The following is an 18469-nucleotide window of genomic DNA, read 5'->3' as shown; positions in this document are numbered from 1 at the left end:
CACCCGAACGGATAAGGGCATGGGCAACCATCACTCCGCACACTCCCGCGCGACCGTCACATCGTCGAAGGGCAGCACACGATCACCGATTATCTGGCCCTGTTCATGCCCCTTGCCCGCCAGCAGCACGATATCGTCCGTCCCGGCCTGCGCGACCGCCGCGGCGATCGCCGCGCGCCGCCCGCCGATTTCGATGGCACCGGGCGCACCGGCCATGATCGCGGCCCGGATGGCGGAAGGTTCCTCAGAGCGCGGATTGTCGTCGGTCACGATGACGGCATCGGCCAGATCGGTCGCGACTTTCCCCATTTGCGGGCGCTTTCCCGCGTCGCGATCGCCGCCCGCACCGAACAGCACGATCAGCTTGCCCCGCGTGTGCGGCCGCAACGCTTCGATAGCGGCGCGCAAACCATCGGGCGTATGCGCATAATCGACATAGACCGGCGCGCCCGCCTTCGTCAGCACGGCGCGCTCCAGCCGCCCGCGCACCGGCTGTACGCGGCTCAGAAACGCCAGCACCTTTGCCGTGTCGCCGCCCGTCGCGATGACAAGACCCGCCGACACCAGCGCATTGGCCGCCTGATAGGCACCGATCAGCGGCAGGTCGATCCTGTGTCGCTGGCCATCGGCCTCGACGATCATCGTCTGCCCAAGATGCGTCGGCGTCCGCTCGACCAGCTTGAGCGCCGTGCCCAGCGTCCCGACCGTCAGGATGCGCAAGCCCCGCTGCGACGCCCGCGCCGCGACATCGGCCGATCGGGCATCATCGGCCCAGATCACCGCTGCCCCGCCGTCGGCCACGACTTCATCGAACAGCCGCATCTTGGCATCGAAATAGCGGTCCATGTCGCCATGATAGTCGAGATGATCGCGGCTGAGGTTGGTGAACGCCCCTGCCTGCACCGGCAGGCCCTCGGTGCGGAACTGATCGAGACCGTGGCTCGACGCCTCGAACGCGGCATGGGTAATGCCTTCGCGGCGCAGGCCCGACATGTTGGACAGGAACGTTACGATATCCGGCGTGGTCAGACCCGTCGACACCTGATCGACTGCGGTCGTGACGCCCAGCGTTCCGATCGAGGCGGACTTCTGGCCCATCAGCCGCCAGAGCTGGCGCGTCAACTCCACCGTCGATGTCTTGCCGTTGGTGCCGGTGACCGCAACCGTCGTGTCCGGGAAGGGCGCGAAGAACCGCGCGGCAAGCTGCGCGAACAGACGGCGCGGTTCGCCGTCCGCCAGATGCACGGCCCCTGCGACCTGCGCCTGCGGCCGCGCGACGATGGCGACGGCTCCGGCAGCGATTGCATCGGCGATGAAATCCTCGCCATTGAAGCGCGCGCCAGGGAAAGCGCCGAACACCGTTCCCGGCGCAACCTTGCGATGGTCGATGGCAAAGCCGGTGACGCCGGTTTCACCCTGCGTCGCGTCCAGCCCGTCAATCAGCGCATCGAGCCGCATCATTCTTCACCCTTGGCCTTCCACAGCAGCGGCATCAATTCCGAAATGTCCACGTCGCGGCGCTCGTCGGGATAGACGCCCAGCATCGGCCCGACCCGCTCGACCACGCGCTTCACCACAGGCGAAGCTGTCCATGCGGCGGTGCGCAGGCCGAACGTCTCGGCATTGCCTTTCGGCTCGTCCATCATCGTCAGCACCACATATTTGGGGTTGTCCATCGGAAAGGCCGCCGCAAATGTGGTGACGAGCGAATGATGGGCATAGCCTCCCTCGAACGGCTTTTCGGCAGAGCCGGTCTTGCCGCCGACCCGGAAACCCTTCGCGTCGGCACTGCGGCCCGTACCGGCGGCGACGATCATGCGCAAGAGTTGCCGCATCCGTGCGCTGGTGGCGGCAGTGAACACCCGGCGCCCCTTGGGCACTTCGGCTTCGGAAAGCCGCCGCAATGTCGCCGGCCGCCAGATGCCGCCGTTGACCAGCGCGGCATAGGCGCTCGCGAGATGCATCGGCGTCACCGCGATGCCGTGGCCGTAGGATACCGTCATCGTCGTGATCCGGCCCCAGGTCGAGGGCCACAGCGTCCCCGCGCGCTCGCGCAGCTCGATGCTGGACCGGCGGTCGAACTCCAGCGATCGGAACAGGGCCTGAAGCGGCGCGGCACCCATTTCGTCGGCGATCCGGGCGGTCGCGATGTTGGAGCTGTGGACCAGCGTTTCGGGCACGTTGAGCCAACGGCCCAGCGGGTGATCGTCCTTGATCCTGAACCCGCCGATCGGCAGCGGCGCGGTCGCGTCATAGCGTTTCGCCATCGACGTCACGGTTCCATGGTCCATCGCCGCCGCGATCGCCAGCGGCTTGAACGTCGAACCGAGCTCATAGCGTGATTGCACCATGTCGTTGCAGCGCGCCGAATCGTTGCAGTTGCGGGCGGTATCCTTGACCAGCTTGTTGGGGTCGAACACCGGCAGCGATGCCATGGCGATGACTTCGCCGGTGTTCGCGTCCAGAATGATGCCGCCTGCACCGCGCGCCTGCTGCGCCACCATCTGCTGATAGAGTTCGCTTTCTAGCGCCGCCTGCACGCGCGTATCGATCGACAGGGCGAACGGCTTGCCGCGCAGGCCCGCATCGATCAGCCGATCGTTGAACGCCATTTCCACGCCCATGCCGCCGCCTGCGTCACCCGGCACGAAGCCCAGCACATGCGCGGCCAGCGTGCGCTGCGGATAGACGCGCTCTTTCTCGCGCGGAAACTCTATCCCCACTTCGCCCAGCCGGTTGACGGCGGCGACCTGCTCCGGCAGCGCCCGCTTGCGCAGATAGGCCCAGCCCTTGCCGGTCAGCTTCCGATAGAAATCGGCGGCGCTTTCGTCGGGGAAAATCTCGTTGAGCTTGCGCGCGAGTTCGGCCGGATCGCCGATCAGCCGGTCGGGCCGCACCGAAATGGAATAGCCGTCCATGGTGCGCGCCAGCGGCACGCCATTGCGATCCACGATGTCGGCGCGCGGCAACAGACCCGCCGTGGCGGCAGTCCGCGGCCCATAGCCGGAAAACGCGCCCATCCACACCAGCCGCACCGCGATCAGCCCCGTTATCGCCACGAACAGCAGCAGCAGCAGCATCAGGCGCTGATGCGCGAGTGCAGTCAGGGAAACGCGATCGGTGCCGGTACGCGGCCTGTCGGGGCGGACGACCAATGTGGCCATTAACGCGCCACCTTGCGTTTTTCGCTGTCCGCCCGTGCCGAAAGATCACCCAATGTCCGCTCGTCCAGCAGTTTGGAATCGAGCATCGCCATCCGCTCTGCGGTGCGGGCGACTGGTCCGGGCCGCGCAGCCTCCGCCTTTGCCCGCTCGGCAGTCGGCGTTGCGGCGCGTGGCAGATTCGGCACCTTGTCGGCGGCCTGCGCGGTGCGGATGATGGCAATGTCGCTACGGATCTGGGTCGCCGCCGGGCTGGTCTGCGCTGCCTGCACCGGGGCCGGAAGGTCGGCGGGGGACTGCACCATGGCCGTCATCACCGGCGGCGCGACATAGGCAGGGCCGTTGGGCTGCACGCCATCGAGGCGCGCCAGTGCCCGCTCCCCGTCCAGATACTGCCCGGCCGCAGGCGTCGAATAGCGGAAATCCTCGGCATTCCAGCGTTCGAGCTGACGCAGGCTCGCGCGGGCGCTGAACTCGGTCTCCAGATAGCGGATTTCGCCGCGCGTCTGGGCGATCTGGCTGCGCACCCGGTTCAGCTCGTTGCGCTCGGTCGCGGCGCGCAGGGACACCATATAGGCGGCGAGCGCGCCGAGCGTGACAAGCAGCACCCAGAACAGGCTTTGCAGGCGTTTGACGGCGATCATACGCGCACTCCCGATACCAAAGCGCACGCAACCGGCGCGTCGGTCCGTACTGCGCTGCGCAAGGTGGCGGACCGGGCACGCGGATTGCGGGCCAGCTCGGCCGGACCGGCGCGCACGGCGCGGGCGGGCTTGGCAAAGGTCGGCGCGGCCGTTGCCATTTGCATCGGCAGATGGCGCGATCCCGCCGCCTCGCCGCCGCTCTTGCGCCGCAGGAATTGCTTGACGATACGGTCTTCAAGACTGTGAAAAGTCACGATGGCGAGGCGTCCACCCGGCTCCAGCACCGCTTCGGCGGCTTCCAGGCCCCGTTCCAGCTCCTCAAGCTCCTGGTTGAGGTGAATGCGGATTGCCTGGAACACGCGGGTCGCGGGATCCTTCTTGTCATGCGGCTTGTGGCCCAGCGCGCGGCGCACGACCGCGGCCAGCTCGCCGGTGCGCGTCAGTGGCCGCGCGGCAACGATGAAGCGCGCGATACGGCGCGATTTGGGTTCCTCGCCATAGCGATAGATCACATCGGCTATCGTATCTTCGGGTGCATCGTTCAGGAAATCGGCTGCGCTGGTGCCCGCCTTGCTCATCCGCATGTCGAGTGGCCCGTCCGCCTGAAAGGAAAAGCCGCGATCGGCGCGGTCGAGCTGCATGGAGGACACCCCGATGTCGAGCGTGACGCCGGACACGCGGGCAACGGCGGCATCCGCCAGCAACGCCTCCATCCGGGAGAAGGTGCCTTCGATCAGCGTGATCCCTGCCGCGTCCGCAAGATCGGCGCCTTCGCGAATGGCGTCGGGATCACGGTCGAACGCGATGACGCGCGCACCCTGCGCCGCCATGGCCCGGCTGTATCCGCCCGCGCCGAAGGTGCCATCGACATGCGTTTCGCCGGGGCTTATGGCGAGCGCATCCAGCACTTCGGCCAGCAGCACGGGAACGTGCGGCGCGTCGCCCGACTGCGGGCCGGACGGGTCAGGCGCTATCATGGCCGCGCCTCGGCCCGTTCCGCCAGAAAGCGGCGGCATTTCGCCTTCAGCAGGGCATGGCCATCGGGGCTGGCCTCATAGGCTGCCGGGTCCCACAACTGGATGTACCGGCTGACGCCGACGAAAAAGATCGCGTCGCTGATGCCGCTCACCTCTTTCAGGTCTTCGGGCAGGAAAAAGCGGCCGCCATCGTCGAAATTGATTTCGTCCATCAGCGGGAACAGCTTTTCGCGCGCGCCATCCTCGTCGTAATCCTCGCCGCGCGTCATGGCCGCGAGTGCGCGCGCAGCGATGGCGTCTTCCTGCTGCTGGCGAAAGATGGTGCCGAAGCCCGTGGCACAGGGGTGTTTGCCATGGAACGAGGTCACCAGGCGGTTCTCGCCGCCGCTGCCGAGCTTCACCTGTTTGCGCATGTCGAGAGGCAGGACAAAGCGGCCCTTGCCGTCGGCTAGGCTGAAGGCGTTACCCGAGAAGAGTATGCTGCTCGTCACGAGAAAACCGCCCAATCCCTTTCCTGCCGACGGGCGATCCAGACAGGCAAACGCCACCCGTCGCGAAAGGCAGGCGCGCAATGCCTTTCGCTGCGACGGGAATCACCGTGCCTGAACAGCCCCTATGGCAAAGTGATTACCAAGGGATCGATTGGGAATAAAGGGGAAAAACCGGGAAAAGCTGGGAAAACTATATCAATTCCATATTTGTTCGCAAAAGCGCGCGAAAATCCTTCATTTGTTCCTTTTATGTTCTTTAGGAATCATGTCCTTTGTTTGGCGTCATTGTCTGTCCCGGCCTTTCCCGGATAATCCCGGCGCCATAACATGGCCGCTCCCAGAATGGCCCAGACTATCCCGAAGAGCAGCGCCATCCGCAATCCGTTGCGCACATCCGCCTCGCCGCGGACCCACATCCGCATGTTGCCCGGCGGCGGCGGGGCCGATGGCGCGCGCAGCCAGTGATCGACCAGCCTTATCGCGTCGCTCGCCAGGCGGCCGTCGTCAGCCTGCCACAAACGCGCATCGAGCAGATCGGCATCGGCGATCAGGCGCACATGCCCGCGCCCGACTGCGCAGACTGCCATCAGGCCGTCGGCTTCGGTGTCGCAATCCGCAAATGGGCTCGCTTGAATGACAAAACGGGACGCGCCCGCGAGCCGCAGCAGCCAGTCCCCAACGAACCGCCGGGTCATCGCTTCGTCCGATGCCGGCTCGAGACGCAGGCCCCAATGCGTCAGCAGCGGATCGAGCAGGCTGGTAAGCGGCGGGCCGGTTCGATCGCCCGGCATGGGAGCGGCAGCGGTGCCGTCCGGCGGCCAGAGCAGCAGTGGATCGGCGAGAATCAGCATTGCACCACCGCGCCTTGTCCACGCATCAAGGTCTACCAGTTCCTGCGGCGTCATCAGGCGCGGCTGCGCGAGCAGCACTCGGGGCTGGTCGGCCAGCGCCGCTGCGGTCACGACATCGAGCCTGCGGATGGCGAAGCGTTGTTGCAGTACGGGCAAGGCCCCCTGCCCCGCCTCCTCCAGATCGAGCGCGGAGAACACCGCAAGCGAAACCCGCGGCGCATCGGGCAGGGCATGCGCACCCATGACCGGCCATCGTCCGGCAGCAACACCCGTCAGCAGCAGGACCGAAAATGTTGCGCCCGCCAGCGTCCACAGGGGCAGGAACCACCGGCGCATGCCTGTTCGCCGCACCATCGCCAGCCCGCCGACGAGGATCGCCGCCGCCAGTGCAGGCAGGATGAACGCGCGCGGGTCGGCGTCTCCGGCCGGCAGCAGCGGGCCGAAGGCCATCCCGCCGATCGTTGCGCCGGTGATCGCCGTCGCCATCACCACGGCATCGACCAGCACCTTGGTGCGCGCGGGCGTCACGCCGGGGCTATTGCGGGTCGCGATCCATCGGCTTGTCGAGCGCGGGATCGGGTTGCAGATCGGGCACGACCTGGCCCGTCTGTTCGGCAGATGGCGTCACACCCAGTTCCGCCAGCGGCTCGCGCGGCGTCGCGGCGGCATTGGCGGTGTCGGCGCTCACCGTCGGTACGACCGGCGGTGGCATCGTCTGTTCGTCCAGCCGGGCCTTGTCGATCACGATATTGGCAAGGCCCACCATCAGGATGACACCGGCCAGACCGGTCAGGCCGATCTGCACACGATGCAGGCCGTCCATCCGCCGATGATCGTTTCTGCGGGCCAGGCTCGCGGTCACCGGCGCCTTGGCGGGGGTGGCGACCTTGTTGCCGCCCGGCGGGAGGGGCGACGCCGTCATGCGCAAGCCCCGGTTGTCACGATGGGAAAATAAGCCATAGGCGGCGGTGCGATCCCTTTATCTGCCCTGGAGCGTCAACTCTGCGCCAACCAGGGGAACACCGTCAACCCCTTCGATTCCAGCCACTGCCGGTTGTACAGCGTCGAGAGATAGCGAAAGCCGGTGTCACACAGGATGGTGGCGATGCGATGGCCCGGCCCCAGATGCTTGCCGAGCGCCACCGCACCCGCGACATTGATGCCCGACGACAGGCCCAGGCACAGCCCCTCTTCGCTCAGCAGGCGGCGGACCCACTCCATGCCTTCCGCGTCCGATATACGGAACTGGGTGTCGATCGGCGCGCCTTCAAGATTGGCGGTGATGCGCCCCTGGCCGATCCCTTCGGCGACGGACGTGCCTTCGGCTTTCAATTCGCCATGCGCGTAATAATTGAACAGCGCCGCGCCATGGGGATCACTGAGCGCGATCGTTACCCCCTCATCCTTCGCTTTCAGGCCAAGGCCGACGCCCGCAATCGTGCCGCCCGTGCCCGCCGCGCAGGTGAAGCCGTCGATGCGCCCGTCCATCTGCGCCCAGATTTCCTCGGCCGTGCCGACGATATGCGCCTTGCGGTTGGCGATATTGTCGAACTGGTTCGCCCAGATCGCGCCTTGCGTCTCTTCCGCGATCCGGCGGGACGTGTGCACGAAATGCCCCGGATTGGCATAAGGCGCCGCGGGCACCGTCACCAGCTCCGCCCCCAAGGCGCGCAGCGTGTCCATTTTCTCCCGGCTCTGCGTCTCGGGCATGACGATGATGGTCTTATACCCTTTGGCATTGGCGACGAGGGCGAGACCGATCCCGGTGTTGCCTGCGGTTCCCTCCACGATCGTGCCGCCGGGTTGCAGCAGGCCTCTCTCCTCGGCATCCTGAACGATGAACAGCGCCGCGCGGTCCTTCACCGAAGCCCCCGGATTGGCAAACTCGCATTTGCCGAAAATGTCGCAGCCGCTCGCCTCGGACGGGCCGGTCAGGCGTACCAGCGGCGTGTTGCCGATCAGCGCCAGGGTCGTGTCATATGTCGTCATGCCCTTCCGATAGCCGAGCCGCGCCGCCCGCGCCAGTCAGCGCGGCTATCGGTGCTGCAAAGCAAACTTCGCAGGCCGCAGCCTGATAGCATTCGTGATTGTCTCTTTCGCGCAGATGGGTTTTGTTCCCCTGCGAAAGCAGGGGGCCAGGGTCGCAAAACCCGGTCCCTCGCGACCCTGGACCCCCGCTTCCGCGGGGAAACGGGCAGTGGATTGCTGGAATGGGATAGCGGTCAACCGCATTTAACCCGTTGCGCCGCCATTGTCCCATGACGGAACATCGCGAATTGAAGGGCAGAAGCTTTAGGGATTTGCCGCTATTGCCGGGGCATGCAGCACAAGGGCGCATCTTCGATTCCCGTCGGCGGCGTGGTGAAAGCCCGCGCCTTCTGGCTGACGCTGGCGTTGCTGGCCGTCGTGCTGCCGCATCTGCTGCCCGCCGCCACAGTGGGTGCGCTCGATCTTCTGGCCGGGTCGGCCCTGGAACCCGATTCGACCGAGCTATCCGCCGACAATTTTCCCGGTTCCGCCTTTTTCTATGCCGAAGGCGCGTTCGATCCCGCACCTGATCTGGATACCGCCGCATCCACCGGCCCTGTCCTCGCTTTGGGGCGCAGTCCGGCCGCGCCTGCCACTCCCTTTCGCGGCCTGACCGCACTGGACCGCTATCGCGCACTCCACTGCCTGACATCCGCCATCTATTACGAAGCGGGGAACGAGCCAATCGACGGCCAGCGCGCCGTCGCGCAGGTGGTGCTGAACCGGGTGCGTCATCCCGCCTGGCCCAACAGCATATGCGGCGTCGTCTATCAGGGGTCGGAACGCATCGACGCCCGCTGCCAGTTCACCTTCAGTTGCGACGGGGCCATGGCACGCATGCCCAACAGCGCAAGCTGGCTGCGTGCGCGGCGCGTTGCCGAAGCCGCGCTGGCGGGTGCCGTCTACACGTCCGTCGGCCTTGCCACCCATTATCATACGCTCGCGGTCCACCCCGCATGGGCGGACAGCCTGTCGCCCGTTGCCGTCATCGGCGCGCATATATTCTATCGCTGGCGGGGGATGAACGGCACGCCGCGGGCATTCGCGGCGCGATACAGCGGCTTTGAATCGCAATCCGGCCCGGCCGTGCGGCGCACTGGCCCAGCGCCGGATGCGCAGCCGCAGATTGCGCCCATCCTCAGCCTTCAGCCGATCGCCACTCCAGCGCCGGGCACGGACCCGCTCGCCTCCCAAGCCGGGATCAGCGCGTCCGCGAGCCTGCCACAATCGACCGTCCGCCAGGAATATCGCAACAGCGGCCGCCCCATCCCGCAAGCAAGACCGGCCTCGCCAACCGCACTCCGGTAGGAGTATGATTTTCTTGTAAAATAAAAATTGCGCAAGGCATCATTCGCGCGGGAACCACTCTTGCCGATGATGGTTATGTACTTCGGATAGCAAATCTTTTGCCCCCCCGCTCTTGCTATCCATACAGATGGACCCGGACGCATCTCCCCCCCCGATTGCGTTCCGGGTCCACATTGTTTCTGGCCCATATGCGCGGTCGCCAGGGCATCCCTGCCGAAATCTCGCAGACTGTCGGAACGCTTTGCCAACAAACGGGTTTGACGCTGTGCAGCCCTCGGGCGCACGGTCCCCCGATGGTGCCCGTTCACGCAAAAGGAGATTCTCATGAGCAAGAAAATCATCGCCGCCATGCTGTTGACCAGCGCGCTTGCGCTCGGTGCCTGCAACACGGTCGAAGGCGCTGGCCGCGACGTGCAGAGCGCCGGCAAGGCCGTGGAACGCGCCGCAGACTAAGCCGATGGCAACAGGCGCGGCACACCGGCGCGCCTGTTCCTCAAACAGAAAAAATCAGGCCGGGTCCGCCCCGGCCTTTTTTTCGTCACCAGAATCCTGCTGCGCCTGCCGACGATCGGTGAACCAGATTGCGATGATGGTGATTTCATAGAGCAGGATGAGCGGAATCGCGAGCATGAGCTGCGACACGACATCGGGGGGCGTAAGGATCGCGGCGACGACAACCGCCGCAACGATCATGTAGCGGCGCACCGCAATAAGCTGCGCGCGGGTGACGAACCCCGCCCGATTGAGCAGCATGATGAGCACGGGCATCAGGAAGCTGATGCCGAACGCCAGGATGAACTGCATCACCAGCGACAGATAGGCATCGACGCTCGGCAGCGCCTCGACATTCATGCCACCGCTGGGGCCCTGGAATTGCAGGAAAAAGTGAAATGCCATCGGCATTACGATGTAATAAGCGAGCGACGCACCCATGGTGAACAGCACCGGGGTGGCGATGAGGAACGGCAGCAGCGCCTTCTTTTCCTTCGCGTACAGACCCGGCGCAACGAACGCCCACAATTGATTGGCGATGATCGGAAAGGACATGCAAAACGCGCCGAAGATCGCAATCTTCACCTGCACGAAAAACGCCTCGTACAGCTTGGTATAGACAAGTTGCCCGTTGCCGTCGCCAAACGCCTCGCGCAGCGGCTGGATGAGGAAGGCAAACAACCGGTCCGAAAAATAGAAACAGATGACGCCGCACAGCGCGAGCGCATAGACGCATTTGAGCAGCCTTCCGCGCAACTCGATCAGATGGTCGAGAAGCGGTGCCTTGCTGTCGTCGATATCGTCGGTCATGCCGCCTCGCCGGTCTTGGGCGTGGAGGTGTTTGGCGCAAGAGTCTCGGTCTCGGGCGCCTCAGGGCTATTGGACGCCACGGGCGGACCGTCCGCCGACGCCTGTGACAACGGCGTCATCGGCATGTCGGACAGGTCCGGCGGCGATTGGGAAACGGATGCGTCGCCTTGGTTCCTGTCGTGCCATCCACCCCCATCGGCATCGCCCACTGCCATGGTCTCTTCGCCGGTCATCGTCGGCACCGTTTCAGGCGGATGCTCCTGCATGATGCGGCGGTTCTGCTCAGCCCATTTCTTTTCCAGTTCCTGCAACTCCACTTCGCGGACCATCGCATCGATGCCCGTGCGGAAATGGCGGGCCATGCCGCGCGCCTTGCCCACGATCTGCCCCACTTTATACAGGGCGCGCGGCAAATCCTTCGGGCCAATCACCAGGATGGCCACGATCACGATCAGCAGCAGTTCGGTCGATCCGATGTCGAACATGGCGCTATCCGGGCGCGTGCATCAGCTGGCGGGTTGCAATCGCGTAGGGGGCGATCAAACCTGCTTCTGCTCTTCGGTCTTGGTCACCACCGGATCGGGTGCGCGCTGCCCTTCGATCTTGGATGCCGGGCGCGCGGCAGGCATGTCGTCCGAATCGTCCTCCATGCCTTTCTTGAAACTTTTGATACCCTTGGCCACGTCACCCATCAGGCTGGAAATCCGGCCGCCGCCGAACAGCAGCATCACGACCAGCAGAACGATGACCCAATGCATCAACGAGAAGGAACCCATGGCAATTCTCCACTAACCTGTGCGCTTATCTAGGCGTCTTCATCGTCCATTTCCACCACGGATTGGACAGGATTGTCCCCGTCCGCTTCGGGGTCGGCGTCGCTCCGGCTTCCCGCCATCGCACTTTCCAGCGCCAGATCGACCGGATCGAGCAGTCCGGCCGCGCGCAAATCGTCGATCCCCGGTAAATCCCGACGGCTGGCGAGGCCGAAATGCGTCAGGAAAGCGGGCGTCGTCGCATAGGTCAGCGGGCGACCGGGCACCTCGCGCCGTCCGGCGGGGCGTACCCAGCCTGCTTCCATCAGCACGTCGAGCGTACCCTTGCCGACCTGAACGCCGCGGATCGCCTCGATCTCCGCGCGGCTCACCGGTTCATGATAGCTGATGATCGCCAGCGTTTCCATCGCCGCGCGCGACAGGCGTCGGCTTTCCTCCTTCTCCCGCCGCAATATGTGCGCCAGATCGGCGGCCGTCTGGAAATGCCAGCGCCCGCCACGCTCGACCAGATTGATGCCGCGTCCGGCATAGTCCGCCGCAAGCCGCGCCAGCAGGGCGGGCACGTCGCCGCCATCCCCCACATGGAGGCGCAGATCGGCGGCGCTCATCGGCACATCGCTGGCAAAGAGCGTTGCCTCGATCGCACGCATAAGGTCGTCGGGTTCAGCGTTCATGTCTGCGCCTCCGCGCGCCCGTTCGCCGCCCTCAGATAGAGCGGCGCGAAGATGCCGTCCTGGCGAATGTCCACTTTCCCCTGCCGCGCCAGTTCGAGCGCCGCGACAAAGCTGCTCGCCAGCGCCGACCGCCCAAGCGCCGCGTCGATCCCCTCGGGCAGGAAACGCGCCAGCAGCGTCCATTCCACGCGACTGCCGACCAGCGCCTCTACCCGCTGTATGGCCTCGTCCAGCGTCATCACCGCGCGGCGCGACACCACATGCACCGCGGGCTGCGTGCGCGCCCGCACCTGCCCATAGGCCTGGATAAGATCATAGAGGCTCGCATCCCAGGCCGCCTTGCGCCCGATACGCAGGCCCTCGGGCGCACCGCGCGGAAAGACGTCGCGCCCCAGCCGATCGCGCGCCATCAGCCGCGCCCCTGCCTCGCGCATTGCCTGCAACCGCTGGAGCCGCAATTGCAGACGCAGCGCCAGTTCCTCGGGAGACGGGTCGATCTGCTCGTCGCGCGGCAGCAGCAGGCCGGACTTGAGATAGGCGAGCCACGCCGCCATCACCAGATAGTCCGCCGCCAGTTCGAGCTTGAGCTGCCGCGCGCCGTCGATGAAGTCCAGATATTGCTCGACCAGCGCCAGGATCGAAATCTCCCGCAGATCGACTTTCTGGGTGCGGGCCAGCGCCAGCAGCAGGTCCAGCGGCCCCTCCCACGCATCGAAACTGACGGTCAGCCTGTCGGGATCGGCTGGCCGTTCGGCGGCAAGAAACAGATCTTCCATCGCCGCCCGCCGCGTTCAGGCAAGCGCCAGAAGCGCGTCGCGCTTCGCAAGCAATGCGTCCAGAGGCGCGTCGTCCGCCTGCCCCTGCGCATAGGCCATGGCCGCATCCAGCCGTTCCCTGCCTCGCGTCGTCATGTCGGGCAGGGCATCGGCAATGCCGATCATCTCGTCCATCCGCCCCCAGCAGTTCAGCGCGAGATCGCATCCCGCCGCCACCACGCCTGCGGCGCGCGAAGGTACATCGCCCGAAAGCGCCTTCATGTCGATGTCGTCGGACATCAGCAGACCGTCAAAGCCGATATGCTCGCGAATGACTGTACCGATAACGGTCGGCGAAAGACTGGCCGGGCGTTCGGCGTCCCATGCCGTGTAAACGATATGCGCCGTCATCCCGATCGGTGCCCAGTTGAGGGTTCGGAACGGTTCCAAGTCGGTTTCCAGCGCCGCCGCATCGGCGTCCACGCGCGGCAGATCGAGGTGGCTGTCGACCAGCGCGCGGCCATGGCCAGGCATATGCTTCACGATGCCGACGACGCCGCCCATGCGCAGACCCTCGATCACCGCGCGGCCCAGCGCCGCCACGCGCATCGGCTCTCCGCCAAGCGTTCGGTCGCCCATGATGTCGCTGGCACCAGGCTGGCGCACGTCCAGCAGCGGCAGGGCATCGACGCTGATCCCGCACGCGCGCAAGGTGACGGCGATCGCCTGCGCATTGGCGCGTGCCGCCTCGATCGCCGTGGCAGGCGCGATCTCGTAAAGCGCATCAAACGCCGCACCGGGCGGAAAGGCGGGCCATGTGGGCGGCTTCATCCGCGCGACCCGTCCGCCTTCCTGATCGATCATGATGAGCAGGTCGTCCCGCCCGTGCAGGCTCCGCAACGCATCGGTCAGCGCGCGCAGTTGAACCGCGTCTTCGATATTGCGGCCGAAAAGAATATAGCCCGCCGGATCGCTCTGGCGGAAAAATGCCGCTTCGTCGGCTGTCATCGCCGGACCCGACAGGCCGAAAATGACCGGTTTCATCGCTGATGCTCATACTGCATGCCGGGCAGTCTAGCGTCTCGCATGGCCGGTGTCGAAGTGTCGTTTGCGATGCTGAACGCCGATACGCCGATCAGTTTACTCGTCGATCAGTTTACGACCAGGCAGCTTTCGCCCGCCACGCGCAGCTTGCCGCACAAGGTTCCCGCCTGCCGCGCCGAACCGGCGCTCGCCCGCAGCCGGTAGAGCGTCGTTTCGCCGACTTTCACCGATTCGACCGATGTGCCCAGCGGCGCGAGATAATCGAACCGCTTCGACAGTCGCGCCCATGCCTCGCGCGCACTCGACTGGCTGCCATAGGCACCCAACTGGATCATCGGCGCGTTGCCCGTCCTGCCGCCGCCTGAAAAATTGCCCTCGGTCGCCGCGCGTGTCCCGTCCTTGACCGGCGCGGTCAGTTTCCCGGCAGGCTTGACTGCCGCCAGCTTCGGCGTATCGGCCGCCGATCGTGCCGACCCGCCGGTAACCGGCACTTCGGAGACCCGGCCCGGATCAATCCTCCCCGCGCGCTCCACACCTTCGCTCGCGGCAAAGGCGGCGTCGCCCTCGCCTGCGAACTTCTTGGCATCGGCTTCGTTGGCGGGCACCTTATACTCGCCCGGGGGCGCCTTTATGAGCTGCGCGTCCGCGCCGGACGTTCCGGCGGCATCGTCCTTCTTGAGCAGGAACACACCACCGACAACGACACCCAGCAGAACAAGTGCGGCGACCGCCAGCCCGATCAGTTTGAGCGAGAGCAGCGACGGGTCACCATTGTCCTGATCGGCGGGTTCCAGCCAGGGCAGCCGGTCTTCGTCGTCAAGATCAAGGCCGCCACGCGCATAATCGCCCATCATTGCATCTCCGAAAGCGCCTCGACCCCCATCAGAGCCAGCCCGTTGCGGATAATCTGCCCGATTCCCTGGCTTAAGAAAAGCCTTGCAGATGTGGTTACCAGATCGTTCGGCAGGATGACGCGCAGGTCCGGCTGATCGTTCCCCATATTCCACCAACCATGGAACGCTGCCGCCAAGTCATTGAGGTAAAAAGCGATTCTATGTGGTTCACGGTTATGGGCCGCCGCCTCGACGATGCGGGGGAACTGCGCCGCGCGCTTCACAAGGTCGAGTTCCACCGTCCCAAGCCGGGACAGGTCGGGCATCGGCAGATCCAGCCCGGCTTCCTGCGCCTTCCGCCCGAGCGACGCGATGCGGGCATGGGCATATTGCACGTAGAATACGGGATTGTCCTTCGACGCTTCCACGACCTTCGCAAAATCGAAATCCATTTGCGCGTCGGCCTTGCGCGTCAGCATCGTGAACCGGACGACATCCTTGCCCACTTCCTCGACCACATCGGCCAGAGTCACGAAATTGCCGGCCCGCTTCGACATCTTCACCGGCTCGCCATCACGCAGCAGGCGAACCATCTGGACGAGCTTGACATCGAAGCGCGTCTTGCCGCCGGTCAGCGCGGCGACCGCCGCCTGGATGCGCTTGACCGTGCCCGCGTGATCGGCACCCCAGATATCGATCAACTGATCGGCCGCCTGCGCTTTCTGGTAATGATAGGCGAGATCGGCACCGAAATAGGTCCAGCTTCCATCCGACTTTTTGATCGGCCGATCCTGGTCGTCGCCAAATTGCGTGGAGCGGAACAGCGGCAGCTCGACCGGTTCCCAGTCGTCGGGCGTCTCCCCCTTTGGCGCTTCGAGCACCCCGTCGTAGACGAGTCCCTGTTCGCGCAGCCATGCTTCCGCCGCTTCGGGCTTGCCCGCGGCCTGCAATGCCGCCTCGGAGGAAAACAGATCGTGGTGGATGCCGAGCAATGCCAGATCGGCGCGGATCATGTCCATCATCGCCGCGACGGCACGCTGGCGGAAGGGCGCCAGCCACGCGCTTTCCGGGGCGGCGATCATCGCGTCGCCATATTCGGCCGCCAGCGCCTGCCCGACGGGCACGAGATAATCGCCCGGATAGAGGCCTTCGGGGATCGCGCCGACATCCTCGCCCAGCGCCTCGCGGTAACGCAGATGCGCCGACCGGGCGAGCACGTCGACCTGCCCGCCCGCATCGTTGATATAATATTCGCGCGTCACCTGATGCCCGGCATATTCCAGCAAGGTCGCCAGCGCATCGCCCACGACCGCACCCCGGCAATGCCCCATATGCATCGGCCCTGTGGGATTGGCGGACACATATTCGACATTGACGTGAATGCCCTGACCCTGATCCGAGCGGCCATAATCGGCCCCCTCGGCGTGGATCGCCGCCAGTTCCGCGCGCCAGGTGGCGTCGGTCAGCCGCATGTTGAGGAAACCGGGACCGGCGACCGATACGTCCGCCACCTCGTCAATGGCGCGCAGCCGTTCGGCGATCTTTTCCGACAGCGCGCGCGGATTGGTGCCCGCGGGTTTGGCGAGCACCATGGCGGCGTTGGTAGCCAGATCCCCATGGGCCGGGTCGCGCGGCGGCTCCACCGTCACCCCCTTGCGATCGAGGCCGGGCGGCAGGTCACCTGTCTGCTCCAGCTGGTCGAGCACGGTGTTGAGATAGGTCGCGAAGCGAGCGAAAAGTGTCACGGGCGTGGTCCTTGATCGGCTTTCAACCCGTCCGGGTCGAGCAGGATCAGGCAGCTCTGCGAACGGGGACTAATGGGGCATCCAGCGCGCGTCAGCGCGTGGCGTTATACTGCAACTGCGCCTGCGTCAGGTTGAACCCGACAAGCAGTTCGAAGCTGGTTCGCTGCAAGGCGGCCTTCACTTCGGGGGCTGAAAAGGGGTCGAGCGCGGCGTCTGCATCGCCGGCCTTGCGCTTCTGGGTTATGCGCTGCTGTATTTCGGGCGGCAACGTGGCGACATCCTTGTCGACATAGGACGCCGCCTTTGCGCTGGCGCTGGCGCGATAGTCGCCCGCGGCAAAGCGCAGGGTCACCTGCCCCACCCGCTTGGCGATCACGGCGTTGCCGCCGCGCACCACGGTCGCGAAATAGGGCAGCGTCACATCCCGCGCGGCGCTGGCGTCGTTGCGCCGGGCCTGCACGTCGAACGTTGCCTCGGTGTAAAGCTGCGTCCCATCGCTGCATGTGGCGCGCAGGTTGGTGATGTTCGCCACCACATCGATGGCGGACGCGTCCCGGCTGGTTGCCGGGTTGAAGAGCGTGACGTCACCCGTGTAAACGGGGACCGCCGCCGTCGGACAGGCCGACCGCACCGACACAATGCCCCCGGTCGGATCAATCTCGCCACTGCGCGAGCAGCCTGCCAGCGCGGCGAGCGCAAGACCAGCCAGGGCAATTCGGGTGCAGGCGGTTTTCAGGCAAGCGGTTTTCGGGGGGGTCACGGGCATTCCCATATCACTTAAGGCATAGGCCCCTGTCGCAGGGGCTGACGGGCTTCTTATCCATCCACCCCCCCGGACGCAACACAGATACGCCGAACGGCCTTTCCTCCGGCCCGCGCTTCGCCTAAAGGCTGTCGTCATGACCAATGTCTCGTCCCACAGCAGCGCGGGCACCGGCAAGCGCCCCCTGCTGCTCCTGATCGCAGCGCCACGGGGATTTTGCGCGGGCGTGGATCGCGCCATCGTGATCGTGGAGCGCGCGCTCGAAAAATATGGCGCGCCGGTCTATGTCCGGCATGAGATCGTGCATAACCGTTTCGTCGTCGAAGGCCTGAAGGCGAAGGGCGCGATTTTCGTCGAGGAACTGGACGAAGTACCTGATGCCGCGCCGGTCGTCTTTTCCGCGCATGGCGTACCAAAGGCCGTGCCCGCCAATGCCGAGGCTCGCGGCCTGTCCTATCTGGACGCCACTTGCCCGCTGGTGTCCAAGGTGCACCGCCAGGCCGAAAAGCAGGTGGAGGCCGGGCGTCACATCATTTTCATCGGCCATCGCGGCCATCCCGAAGTCATCGGCACGTTCGGCCAGGTTCCCGACGGGACGATGACGCTGATCGAGACGATGGACGATGCGGAGGCTTTCGCGCCCGCCGATCCTGACAATCTGGCGTTCCTGACCCAGACCACCCTGTCGGTCGACGACACGTCGGCGATCGTCGATGTCCTCCAGCGGCGCTTCCCCGGGATCGTCGGGCCGAAAGGCGAGGACATCTGTTACGCGACATCGAACCGCCAGGATTCGGTCAAGGCAATCGCGCCATCCTGCGACGCCATCTATGTAATCGGCGCGCCCAACAGCTCCAATTCGCTGCGCCTGGTCGAAGTGGCGGAGCGCCAGGGCACGCCCGCGCGCCTCATCCAGCGGGCAAGCGAGATCGATTTCGCTTGGCTGGAGAATGTGGACACTTTGGGCATCACCGCCGGGGCATCGGCCCCCGAGGTGCTGGTGCGCGAAGTGGTCGCCACGCTGGCCGAGCGTTTCGCGATCGAGGAACGCCAGGTCGAAACCGTGCGCGAAAACATCGCTTTCAAGCTGCCTCGCGGCCTCGAAACGGTCTGAAGCCGC

20 protein-coding genes are annotated in these 18469 nt (G+C 65.5%); 3 read left to right on the top strand and 17 right to left on the bottom strand.

The genetic code is table 11. From position 1 onward, the window contains the following. Positions 1 to 30: 30 nt before the first annotated feature. The 8 genes from ENE74_RS07320 to ENE74_RS07285 all read right to left on the bottom strand — a co-directional run bounded on the left by ENE74_RS07320 (position 31) and on the right by ENE74_RS07285 (position 8113). Positions 31 to 1458: a UDP-N-acetylmuramoyl-L-alanyl-D-glutamate--2,6-diaminopimelate ligase gene (locus ENE74_RS07320; RefSeq protein WP_127690599.1), complete on the bottom strand. Its 1428-nt coding sequence runs from the start codon at positions 1456 to 1458 to the stop codon at positions 31 to 33. Next, the gene (locus tag ENE74_RS07315) at positions 1458 to 3164 is read right to left on the bottom strand and encodes a peptidoglycan D,D-transpeptidase FtsI family protein (RefSeq protein WP_127690225.1); all 1707 of its coding nucleotides are present in this window, start codon (positions 3162 to 3164) and stop codon (positions 1458 to 1460) included. Before ENE74_RS07315 ends, ENE74_RS07320 begins: the two co-directional genes overlap by 1 nt. Next, a complete protein-coding gene (locus ENE74_RS07310) occupies positions 3164 to 3805 on the bottom strand; it encodes a colicin transporter (protein ID WP_127690224.1) in 642 nt (213 codons plus the stop codon). Before ENE74_RS07310 ends, ENE74_RS07315 begins: the two co-directional genes overlap by 1 nt. Continuing rightward, on the bottom strand, positions 3802 to 4782 hold the full coding sequence (gene rsmH, locus ENE74_RS07305; RefSeq protein WP_127690223.1) for a 16S rRNA (cytosine(1402)-N(4))-methyltransferase RsmH: 981 nt from the start codon (positions 4780 to 4782) through the stop codon (positions 3802 to 3804). Before rsmH ends, ENE74_RS07310 begins: the two co-directional genes overlap by 4 nt. Then, positions 4779 to 5288, bottom strand: coding sequence for a division/cell wall cluster transcriptional repressor MraZ (locus ENE74_RS07300; RefSeq protein ID WP_241241875.1), 510 nt, complete (start codon positions 5286 to 5288; stop codon positions 4779 to 4781). The genes rsmH and ENE74_RS07300 overlap by 4 nt, the downstream gene beginning before the upstream one ends. Before the next feature lie 248 nt (positions 5289 to 5536). Further along, entirely contained in the window at positions 5537 to 6652 is a 1116-nt protein-coding gene (locus tag ENE74_RS07295; protein ID WP_127690222.1) for a Gldg family protein, read from the bottom strand. A 7-nt stretch (positions 6653 to 6659) separates the two neighbouring features. After that, entirely contained in the window at positions 6660 to 7046 is a 387-nt protein-coding gene (locus ENE74_RS07290) for a hypothetical protein (RefSeq protein ID WP_241241874.1), read from the bottom strand. 74 nt (positions 7047 to 7120) lie between these two features. After that, positions 7121 to 8113, bottom strand: coding sequence for a cysteine synthase A (locus ENE74_RS07285; protein WP_127690221.1), 993 nt, complete (start codon positions 8111 to 8113; stop codon positions 7121 to 7123). A gap of 330 nt (positions 8114 to 8443) precedes the next feature. Here ENE74_RS07285 and ENE74_RS07280 point away from each other — a divergent pair, with 330 nt between their 5' ends. After that, on the top strand, positions 8444 to 9460 hold the full coding sequence (locus ENE74_RS07280; RefSeq protein WP_127690220.1) for a cell wall hydrolase: 1017 nt from the start codon (positions 8444 to 8446) through the stop codon (positions 9458 to 9460). Between the two features lie 324 nt (positions 9461 to 9784). Continuing rightward, entirely contained in the window at positions 9785 to 9913 is a 129-nt protein-coding gene (locus tag ENE74_RS07275) for an entericidin A/B family lipoprotein (RefSeq protein ID WP_127690219.1), read from the top strand. A gap of 54 nt (positions 9914 to 9967) precedes the next feature. Here the strand turns inward: ENE74_RS07275 and tatC are convergent, their stop codons facing one another. The 9 genes from tatC to ENE74_RS07230 form a co-directional block, all read right to left on the bottom strand. Then, positions 9968 to 10762, bottom strand: a complete 795-nt coding sequence (gene tatC, locus ENE74_RS07270; RefSeq protein WP_127690218.1) for a twin-arginine translocase subunit TatC — start codon at positions 10760 to 10762, stop codon at positions 9968 to 9970. Continuing rightward, positions 10759 to 11247, bottom strand: coding sequence for a Sec-independent protein translocase protein TatB (tatB, locus tag ENE74_RS07265; RefSeq protein ID WP_127690217.1), 489 nt, complete (start codon positions 11245 to 11247; stop codon positions 10759 to 10761). Before tatB ends, tatC begins: the two co-directional genes overlap by 4 nt. Before the next feature lie 54 nt (positions 11248 to 11301). Continuing rightward, positions 11302 to 11538 carry a twin-arginine translocase TatA/TatE family subunit gene (locus ENE74_RS07260; protein WP_127690216.1) on the bottom strand — a complete coding sequence of 79 codons (237 nt, stop codon included), beginning with the start codon at positions 11536 to 11538 and terminating at the stop codon, positions 11302 to 11304. Positions 11539 to 11567: 29 nt separating this feature from the next. Beyond that, positions 11568 to 12209, bottom strand: coding sequence for an SMC-Scp complex subunit ScpB (gene scpB / locus ENE74_RS07255; protein ID WP_127690215.1), 642 nt, complete (start codon positions 12207 to 12209; stop codon positions 11568 to 11570). Further along, positions 12206 to 12985 carry a segregation and condensation protein A gene (locus tag ENE74_RS07250; protein ID WP_127690214.1) on the bottom strand — a complete coding sequence of 260 codons (780 nt, stop codon included), beginning with the start codon at positions 12983 to 12985 and terminating at the stop codon, positions 12206 to 12208. The genes scpB and ENE74_RS07250 overlap by 4 nt, the downstream gene beginning before the upstream one ends. A gap of 15 nt (positions 12986 to 13000) precedes the next feature. Continuing rightward, a complete protein-coding gene (nagZ, locus tag ENE74_RS07245; RefSeq protein ID WP_127690213.1) occupies positions 13001 to 14008 on the bottom strand; it encodes a beta-N-acetylhexosaminidase in 1008 nt (335 codons plus the stop codon). A 107-nt stretch (positions 14009 to 14115) separates the two neighbouring features. Continuing rightward, entirely contained in the window at positions 14116 to 14859 is a 744-nt protein-coding gene (locus ENE74_RS07240) for an SPOR domain-containing protein (protein WP_127690596.1), read from the bottom strand. Continuing rightward, positions 14859 to 16586: an arginine--tRNA ligase gene (gene argS / locus ENE74_RS07235; RefSeq protein WP_127690212.1), complete on the bottom strand. Its 1728-nt coding sequence runs from the start codon at positions 16584 to 16586 to the stop codon at positions 14859 to 14861. Before argS ends, ENE74_RS07240 begins: the two co-directional genes overlap by 1 nt. Positions 16587 to 16677: 91 nt before the next feature. After that, positions 16678 to 17352 carry a hypothetical protein gene (locus tag ENE74_RS07230; protein WP_127690211.1) on the bottom strand — a complete coding sequence of 225 codons (675 nt, stop codon included), beginning with the start codon at positions 17350 to 17352 and terminating at the stop codon, positions 16678 to 16680. 133 nt (positions 17353 to 17485) lie between these two features. On the opposite strand from ENE74_RS07230, the gene ispH reads away from it, so the two are divergent. Beyond that, positions 17486 to 18463 (top strand): 4-hydroxy-3-methylbut-2-enyl diphosphate reductase, encoded by a 978-nt coding sequence (gene ispH, locus ENE74_RS07225; RefSeq protein ID WP_127690210.1) that lies wholly within the window; start codon positions 17486 to 17488, stop codon positions 18461 to 18463. Positions 18464 to 18469: the final 6 nt, after the last annotated feature.

It is taken from the genome of Sphingobium algorifonticola (genome assembly GCF_004005485.1).
Classification (GTDB): Bacteria; Pseudomonadota; Alphaproteobacteria; order Sphingomonadales; family Sphingomonadaceae; genus Sphingobium; species Sphingobium algorifonticola.
Note: the sequence above shows the minus strand (reverse complement) of the source record. Positions and strands in the feature narration are given on the sequence as shown.

Coding starts and splice junctions, on each gene's coding strand:
- ENE74_RS07320 (WP_127690599.1), bottom strand. CDS start 1,458: ATGCGGCTCGATGCGCTGATTGACGGGCTGGACGCGACGCAGGGTGAA.
- ENE74_RS07315 (WP_127690225.1), bottom strand. CDS start 3,164: ATGGCCACATTGGTCGTCCGCCCCGACAGGCCGCGTACCGGCACCGAT.
- ENE74_RS07310 (WP_127690224.1), bottom strand. CDS start 3,805: ATGATCGCCGTCAAACGCCTGCAAAGCCTGTTCTGGGTGCTGCTTGTC.
- rsmH (WP_127690223.1), bottom strand. CDS start 4,782: ATGATAGCGCCTGACCCGTCCGGCCCGCAGTCGGGCGACGCGCCGCAC.
- ENE74_RS07290 (WP_241241874.1), bottom strand. CDS start 7,046: ATGACGGCGTCGCCCCTCCCGCCGGGCGGCAACAAGGTCGCCACCCCC.
- ENE74_RS07285 (WP_127690221.1), bottom strand. CDS start 8,113: ATGACGACATATGACACGACCCTGGCGCTGATCGGCAACACGCCGCTG.
- ENE74_RS07280 (WP_127690220.1), top strand. CDS start 8,444: ATGCAGCACAAGGGCGCATCTTCGATTCCCGTCGGCGGCGTGGTGAAA.
- ENE74_RS07275 (WP_127690219.1), top strand. CDS start 9,785: ATGAGCAAGAAAATCATCGCCGCCATGCTGTTGACCAGCGCGCTTGCG.
- tatC (WP_127690218.1), bottom strand. CDS start 10,762: ATGACCGACGATATCGACGACAGCAAGGCACCGCTTCTCGACCATCTG.
- tatB (WP_127690217.1), bottom strand. CDS start 11,247: ATGTTCGACATCGGATCGACCGAACTGCTGCTGATCGTGATCGTGGCC.
- ENE74_RS07260 (WP_127690216.1), bottom strand. CDS start 11,538: ATGGGTTCCTTCTCGTTGATGCATTGGGTCATCGTTCTGCTGGTCGTG.
- scpB (WP_127690215.1), bottom strand. CDS start 12,209: ATGAACGCTGAACCCGACGACCTTATGCGTGCGATCGAGGCAACGCTC.
- ENE74_RS07250 (WP_127690214.1), bottom strand. CDS start 12,985: ATGGAAGATCTGTTTCTTGCCGCCGAACGGCCAGCCGATCCCGACAGG.
- nagZ (WP_127690213.1), bottom strand. CDS start 14,008: ATGAAACCGGTCATTTTCGGCCTGTCGGGTCCGGCGATGACAGCCGAC.
- ENE74_RS07240 (WP_127690596.1), bottom strand. CDS start 14,859: ATGGGCGATTATGCGCGTGGCGGCCTTGATCTTGACGACGAAGACCGG.
- ENE74_RS07230 (WP_127690211.1), bottom strand. CDS start 17,352: ATGCCCGTGACCCCCCCGAAAACCGCTTGCCTGAAAACCGCCTGCACC.
- ispH (WP_127690210.1), top strand. CDS start 17,486: ATGACCAATGTCTCGTCCCACAGCAGCGCGGGCACCGGCAAGCGCCCC.